Below are 6313 nucleotides of genomic sequence, written 5' to 3'. Positions count from 1 at the left end.
TTTTTCTCTCATTATACAAGAAAGACCCTATAGAATAGACTTTTTTTAAGTGTCTATTCTATAGGGTACATTTTACTGTTCACTCTTCTTTTCCTTACTTATTTAACTTTGCCTCAATTTTTACAATTAATTCGTCTTCTGTTGGCGCTGCAACTGGACGATTATTTACAAATGCGAATGATTTTTTACGGCCAGGGCCACAGTAAGACTGACATCCAACTTCAATCGTTGCACATGAATCTACTTTTTTTAGCTTTGGAATCAGCGTTTTAACGTTCGTTGCCTGACAATCATCACACACACGAAATTCGTTTCCCATTATATAACACTTCCTCTATTTTAAACTTTTCTCAAGTACATTTAAAAATAAACACTAAATGGTATTTTACCGCTCTTTGAAGCTCGTTGCAAGTTTCCTTTCGACGCTCTTTCCTCATATAATGCTACATATTTATATGTTTTCCTACAGCACCTTTCATCATTCTTGGCAAAATTTATCCCGCTTTAATGGGCAGTAAGATCCCCACCTTAAAATTCAGCGAAAGCAAAGAAGTTAGGTAGGGGATGAAGAACCTCCCCACTGATTAAAGTTTCACTTTATACCTCTCATCGAAATCTACCATATTTTTAAAAGCTTTGTATAAAAGCTCACTTTTTTGCCCATTATAAAAATAGGAAGTTCATAAAAAGAAAGGGAGTTGAATCTATGAAAGTAAGACAAGATGCTTGGACGGATGAGGATGATTTATTACTTGCTGAAACTGTACTTCGTCACGTTCGAGAAGGAAGTACCCAATTAAATGCATTTGAAGAAGTAGGAGACAGATTAAATCGTACATCGGCTGCCTGTGGTTTCCGTTGGAATGCTGTTGTTCGCTATAGCTATGAACAAGCTCTTCAACTAGCAAAAAAACATCGTAAAGATAAAATGCGTGCTGCAAGTGGTGAACAAGCGAAAAAACGTTTACTTTATACACCACCAGCTTCAGATTCGATAACTAATTATGAAGAGTTCGTACAAGAGGAATCAATTGTACAATATAAAGAAGCTACTCCATATCAAGAAACTACCGTTCCTACTGCAAAAGGCTCTATGACAATGCAAGATGTTATTTATTTTTTACAAACAGTCGGATCTTCAAATATAAAAGTGACAGCTCTTGAAAACGAGAATACGAGATTGAAACAAGAAATTAAATCACAAATCCTTCGAAATGAAGAACTAGAAAAGAAACTGGAAAAATTAGAAAAACAATCTCATACTGTACAAGAAGATTACGAAACACTTATGAACATTATGAACCGCGCTCGTAAGTTGGCAGTCATGGATGAAGAAGAACGTTCTCAAACATCTTTCCGAATGGATCGAAACGGTAATTTAGAAAAAATTGCAGAGTAAAAAGGATGCATTACATGCATCCTTTTTGTTATTTCACTTCAACCATATGTGCTTCTTCTACTTTAGAATCCCTCTTTATATCTGGGAAAATCTTTTCCTTTGGATTCTCTTTAAAGGATGCTAAACCAATTGTTTTTACCGGTTCACTTATTTTTGCATATTCTGCATCACTAACAACTGCATACATATCTGTATATTTACGCGCATCACCAATTACTACATTGCCTTCGTACTTCATTTTCTTTCCATCAATTACTACATCTTTTTGTTCCTCTTTAGCAAATACAATTCCAGCTTCATCAGAAATAGCCGGCAATGCTTTAATAGGTTCTACATCTTCTTTCACTACTTTTTTCAGCATGTTTTCCTTTATCATCTTCTCAGCCGTTGTTTTATTCATGATTAAAACCTTTTTCTCATTAACAGTACCTAGTTTAGCTTCAAATTTATTTTGAGATTCAATTTTATCTTTATATTGATCCATTGTTTGTTGAACGCCTGTTTCATCTCCGTACATAACAACACCCGTTGCTTGTGGTACAATCATATCCATAATAGAACAGCCACTAAATACAGCAGCTGACATAATCGCTACGATTCCTAATTTAACATTTTTCATTTGTATGCCTCCTAAAATCAATAATTACATCTCTTAGTTTAGCCATCTTAGATCATTTAACCAATTCACTTTCCTTACAACAACCTTACAATTCAGTAAGGTTTTCTCTTAAAAACTACTTTCATTATTTTTTGCTATAATAGAGATTGTCATTTTAAAGATAAGGGGTTAGTTATATGAGCAATTCCCGTTCCATTTTATCTCAGCCAGAGTGGCGTATTGTAGATCAGTCTAGTTTGGGACCAACATTCCATGCATTGCAGTCATTCGCAATGGACGACACATTATGCACAAGTATCGGAAATGGTCAATCAGCTGCAACAATGCGTTCTTGGGTTCATCACAATACAATTGTTCTTGGCATTCAAGATTCACGCCTACCGCACTTGGAAGAAGGTATTTCCTTTTTAAAAGAAAACAACTTCAATGTTATCGTTCGTAATTCTGGCGGACTTGCAGTCGTACTTGATGAAGGTGTGTTAAACGTATCGCTTTTATTCCAAGAGACGGAAAAAGGTATCGATATTGATCTTGGATACGATACAATGTGGCATTTAATTCAGGAAATGTTAAAGGATTACGATGTTACAATTGAGGCAAAAGAAATCGTTGGTTCTTACTGCCCTGGTAGCTACGATTTAAGTATTCGCGATCAAAAATTTGCTGGTATTTCACAGCGCCGTATTCGCGGTGGTGTCGCTGTCCAAATTTATCTCTGTGCTACAGGAAGTGGCTCTGAACGTGCCGCACTCGTTCGTGATTTCTACAACCTAGCCATTCAAGGAGAAGAAACACGCTTTACTTATCCTGAAATTGTACCGAGTACGATGGCTTCACTTTCAGAATTACTTGGCGAAACCATTACAGTACAAGATTTAATGATGCGCCTTTTAAAAACATTGCAGCAATTCGCTCCAAAGTTAACACCATCTCAATTAACAATAGATGAAATACCTTTATATGAGACGAATTTACAACGTATTATTGATCGTAACAATAAAGCACTTGGCTTAGAAAAATAAAGACCGTCGCTATTTTAGCGACGGTCTTTATTTCAATTCGTTATAGAATTAAAGTGCTTGAGCTGCTGTAATTAAAGCTAACTTGTACACTTCTTCTTCGTTACATCCACGAGATAGGTCGTTTACAGGCATGTTTAAACCTTGTAAGATTGGTCCTACTGCTTCGAAGTTACCTAAACGTTGAGCGATTTTGTAGCCGATATTACCAGCTTCTAAGCTTGGGAATACGAATACGTTAGCATCACCTTTAATTGTAGAACCTGGAGCTTTTTTCTCAGCTACAGATGGTACGAATGCAGCATCGAATTGGAATTCTCCATCTAGAGCTAATTCTGGAGCCATTTCTTTTGCAATGCGAGTTGCTTCTACAACTTTTTCTGTTTCTGGAGATTTCGCAGAACCTTTTGTAGAGAAGCTTAACATAGCAACGCGTGGATCAATGCCGAATAGTTCAGCAGTTTTCGCACTTTCGATACCAATTTCAGCTAAATCTTGGCTATTTGGTGCAATGTTAATTGCACAATCAGCGAATACATATTTCTCTTCTTCACGTACCATGATGAATACGCCAGAAGTTTTTGTAACGCCTGGTTTTGTTTTAATGATTTGAAGTGCTGGACGAACTGTATCAGCTGTAGAGTGAGCTGCACCACTTACTAAACCGTGTGCTTTGCCCATGTATACAAGCATTGTACCGAAGTAGTTTTCGTCTTTAAGGATTTTGCGAGCGTCTTCTTCAGTTGCTTTACCTTTACGGCGTTCAACGAAAGATGCTACCATTGCATCCATTTCTTCGTATGTAGCTGGATCGTAAATATCAACGCCTGCTAATGTTAAATTCATGCTAGCAGCTTTTGCGCTAATTTCTTCTTTATTACCAACTAAGATTGATTTTACTAACTCTTCTTTTGCTAAACGCTCTGCAGCGCCTAAAATTCTTTCATCAGTTCCTTCAGGAAGTACGATAGAAATGCCTTTTCCTTGAACTTTTTCTTTTACTGTTGTAAATAAGTTGCTCACGAATAAACCCTCCTACATATGTTAAAAAACTCTATCTTTAAGAATACTTCTTTTCCTCTATATTTTAAACTTATAGCTCCCAAAAAATAGATAAAATAAAAATGATTATATTTTCATAAAATTCAGCCGTTACATTCACCTTGCTTAAACACTTAAATGTGACAATTTTATGCGCCAAGGTTTTATATAGATGATTTTAAAACTATATATGCTATAGTTAACGTGTAAAACTATCATTAACTGAGGTGAATAGAATGAGTGAAGCAACAACAACGTTAGATGGCTGGTATTGTTTACATGATTTACGTTCTATTGATTGGGCTGCATGGAAAACATTATCTAGCGACGAACGCGGACAAGCTGTGTCTGAATTTTTAAATGTCGTTGAAAAATGGAACGACGTAGCTGCTGCAAAAAAGGGCAGTCACGCAATGTATACAGTTGTTGGCCAAAAAGCTGATATTATGCTTATGATTTTACGTCCAACAATGGAAGAGTTAAATGAAATTGAGACAGAATTGAATAAAACAACTTTAGCTGAATATATGGTTCCTGCATACTCTTACGTATCTGTTGTTGAACTAAGCAACTACCTTCCAGCTGATGAAGATCCATACCAAAATCCACAAATCTTAGCTCGCTTATATCCTGAGTTACCGAAAGCAAATCATATTTGCTTCTATCCAATGGACAAGCGTCGCCAAGGTGATGACAACTGGTACATGCTTCCGATGGAGGAACGTAAGAAAATGATGTACAGTCATAGTAAAATTGGTCGCCAGTATGCAGGTAAAGTACGCCAAGTTATTTCAGGATCTGTTGGGTTCGACGATTTTGAGTGGGGCGTAACATTATTCGCTGACGATGTTCTTCAATTTAAAAAGCTTATATATGAAATGCGCTTCGATGAAGTAAGTGCTCGTTATGGTGAATTCGGAACATTTTTCGTCGGAAACATTTTACCAGACGAAAAGGTAGAGAAATTTTTACACATATAAATCGTGAAAAAGGAACGAAATTCGTTCCTTTTTTTATTCCCCTCTATATTTCTCCTCAAAAAACTTCTTTTTTCCGCAAATTTGAACAAAAATCGACAAATCCCTTTTAAATACCTTACAAAATTGTAACCTTTCTATATCCAAATTTATGCTAAAATGGTACGAGCTATATGCTAATAACGATGCGAAGGTGATAATGTATATGAAGAAAATCTTTTCTATTTTACTAGTGTTTCTATTGTCAATTTCTTCCTTAGGAGTAACAACATCCCATGCGGAAGAAAAAATACACATTGAGGCAGCTGCTGCACTTCTATTTGATGCAGATACAGGAAAAATACTGCATGAACAAAATCCAGATGAATTACTAGCTATCGCTAGTATGTCAAAATTAATTGTTGTTTATGCCGTGTTAGAAGCAATTAAAGAAGGAAAAATCACTTGGGATACAAAGGTAAATATTTCCGATTACGCTTATGAAGTTTCACGTAATAATGAATTCTCTAACGTGCCGTTCGAAAAAGGACGTCAATATACTGTAAGAGAACTATATCATTCTATCGTTATCTTCTCTGCAAACGGATCTAGTATTGCCTTAGCAGAACTTCTTGCAGGAAGTGAGAAAAACTTCTTAAATCTTGCAAATGAACATGCAAAAAAACTAGGGTTAAAGAAATATAAATTTGTAAACGCTACTGGTTTAAATAACGCTGACTTAAAAGGAAAACATCCTGAGGGTACTGATCCAAATGCAGAAAACTCTATGTCAGCTCGCGATATGGGTATACTTTCAAAAGCAATGATTACAAAGTATCCAGAAATGCTAGAGGATACAAAACAAAGATTTAGAAACTTCCCAGATAATCATCCGAAACCAATTCGTATGGAAAACTGGAACTGGATGTTACCAGGAGCTGCTTTCGCTTATGAAGGTACTGATGGTTTAAAAACCGGAAGTTCTGATACAGCTGGATACGGATTTACTATTACTGCTAAACGTGGTGATGTACGTCTTATTTCGGTTATTATTAAAACAAAATCAATGGACGAGCGCTTCACAGAATCTCGTGAGTTAATCGAATACGGGTTTAATAACTTCGAAAAACAAAAACTAAAGGTCGATAAAAACAATACACTCTCTGTAGTACAAGGGAAAGAAGATCAAGTAACTGTTGCACCGCATGCCCATCAACTTAAGAACGAAAACAAAATGAACTTTCGTTCAAACAAACTAAAAAACACGTAATGTACTTTT

Annotated in this window: 6 protein-coding genes and 1 pseudogene; 4 read left to right on the top strand and 3 right to left on the bottom strand. The window is 36.0% G+C overall.

Annotated features, from left to right (window positions below; genetic code table 11):
• Positions 1–94 precede the first annotated feature (94 nt).
• A complete protein-coding gene (locus tag PDQ33_RS27845) occupies positions 95–319 on the bottom strand; it encodes a DUF1450 domain-containing protein (protein ID WP_000526077.1) in 225 nt (74 codons plus the stop codon).
• 387 nt (positions 320–706) lie between these two features.
• On the opposite strand from PDQ33_RS27845, the gene PDQ33_RS27840 reads away from it, so the two are divergent.
• Positions 707–1399 carry an RsfA family transcriptional regulator gene (locus tag PDQ33_RS27840; RefSeq protein ID WP_000868375.1) on the top strand — a complete coding sequence of 231 codons (693 nt, stop codon included), beginning with the start codon at positions 707–709 and terminating at the stop codon, positions 1397–1399.
• A 28-nt stretch (positions 1400–1427) separates the two neighbouring features.
• On the opposite strand, the gene PDQ33_RS27835 is transcribed toward PDQ33_RS27840, so the two are convergent.
• Positions 1428–2018, bottom strand: a complete 591-nt coding sequence (locus tag PDQ33_RS27835) for a lipoprotein BA_5634 family protein (protein WP_270757033.1) — start codon at positions 2016–2018, stop codon at positions 1428–1430.
• 176 nt (positions 2019–2194) lie between these two features.
• On the opposite strand from PDQ33_RS27835, the gene PDQ33_RS27830 reads away from it, so the two are divergent.
• Positions 2195–3040 (top strand): lipoate--protein ligase family protein, encoded by an 846-nt coding sequence (locus tag PDQ33_RS27830; RefSeq protein WP_000071956.1) that lies wholly within the window; start codon positions 2195–2197, stop codon positions 3038–3040.
• Between the two features lie 48 nt (positions 3041–3088).
• Here the strand turns inward: PDQ33_RS27830 and pta are convergent, their stop codons facing one another.
• A complete protein-coding gene (pta, locus tag PDQ33_RS27825) occupies positions 3089–4060 on the bottom strand; it encodes a phosphate acetyltransferase (protein ID WP_270394097.1) in 972 nt (323 codons plus the stop codon).
• A gap of 254 nt (positions 4061–4314) precedes the next feature.
• Here pta and hemQ point away from each other — a divergent pair, with 254 nt between their 5' ends.
• Positions 4315–5058, top strand: a complete 744-nt coding sequence (hemQ, locus tag PDQ33_RS27820; protein ID WP_001287585.1) for a hydrogen peroxide-dependent heme synthase — start codon at positions 4315–4317, stop codon at positions 5056–5058.
• A 202-nt stretch (positions 5059–5260) separates the two neighbouring features.
• Positions 5261–6238 (top strand): annotated as a pseudogene (locus tag PDQ33_RS27815) (serine hydrolase); the annotation flags it as partial.
• Positions 6239–6313: the final 75 nt, after the last annotated feature.

The sequence above is a fragment of the Bacillus cereus group sp. Bc031 genome, from assembly GCF_027716265.1.
In the GTDB taxonomy this organism is placed as follows: domain Bacteria; phylum Bacillota; class Bacilli; order Bacillales; family Bacillaceae_G; genus Bacillus_A; species Bacillus_A paranthracis.
The sequence above is the reverse complement of the archived record's forward strand: the minus strand, read 5'-3'. Positions and strand labels throughout refer to the sequence as shown.

Excerpts from the sequence above, each read along its gene's own strand:
- PDQ33_RS27835 (WP_270757033.1), bottom strand. The coding sequence starts at position 2,018 with ATGAAAAATGTTAAATTAGGAATCGTAGCGATTATGTCAGCTGCTGTA.
- PDQ33_RS27845 (WP_000526077.1), bottom strand. The coding sequence starts at position 319 with ATGGGAAACGAATTTCGTGTGTGTGATGATTGTCAGGCAACGAACGTT.
- PDQ33_RS27830 (WP_000071956.1), top strand. The coding sequence starts at position 2,195 with ATGAGCAATTCCCGTTCCATTTTATCTCAGCCAGAGTGGCGTATTGTA.
- PDQ33_RS27840 (WP_000868375.1), top strand. The coding sequence starts at position 707 with ATGAAAGTAAGACAAGATGCTTGGACGGATGAGGATGATTTATTACTT.
- hemQ (WP_001287585.1), top strand. The coding sequence starts at position 4,315 with ATGAGTGAAGCAACAACAACGTTAGATGGCTGGTATTGTTTACATGAT.